General features: G+C 45.2%; 2 pseudogenes. Both read left to right on the top strand.

Annotation, left to right across the window (positions count from 1 at the left end):
- A pseudogene (locus R7Q48_RS31635) lies at positions 1–156 on the top strand (3-phosphoserine/phosphohydroxythreonine transaminase); the annotation flags it as partial.
- Positions 157–261: 105 nt separating this feature from the next.
- A pseudogene (locus R7Q48_RS31630) lies at positions 262–502 on the top strand (D-serine dehydratase); the annotation flags it as partial.

The following is a 502-nucleotide window of genomic DNA, read 5'->3' as shown; positions in this document are numbered from 1 at the left end:
ACTTTCCTTGAGCTTGCAGATGCAAAAGGACTAAAGGCGCTAAAAGGTCACCGTGTGGTGGGCGGTATGCGCGCATCGATTTACAATGCAATGCCGCTAGAAGGTGTGCAAGCGTTGGTCGACTTCATGAAAGAGTTCGAGCAAAACTACGCATAGAGCACAAATTGAATGAGTTAAAAGCGTCGCAATTGCGGCGCTTTTGTTTATGTGCGTAACCAATTGAATGGAAGATTCTAAAGAACGAATTGCAGGATAGAGGATATGAACAAGCTGAATGTGGAAGTGCTTAAAAAACAATTCCCACTTGTAGAGCAACTGATCAACCTAGATGAAGTTTGCTGGTTTAATCCCAACGTGACCTCGCTTGAAGAAGGTTTGCCGCACGTCGGATTGAACGCAGAAGATATTCATGTCGCGAGTGCAAGGCTAAAGCGCTTTGCTCCTTATCTTATGAAAGCTTTTCCTGAAACCAAAGCCGCTTCTGGTCTCATTGAGTCGCCTG

The sequence above is a fragment of the Vibrio sp. 378 genome (genome assembly GCF_033339435.1).
The sequence above is the reverse complement of the archived record's forward strand: the minus strand, read 5'-3'. Positions and strand labels throughout refer to the sequence as shown.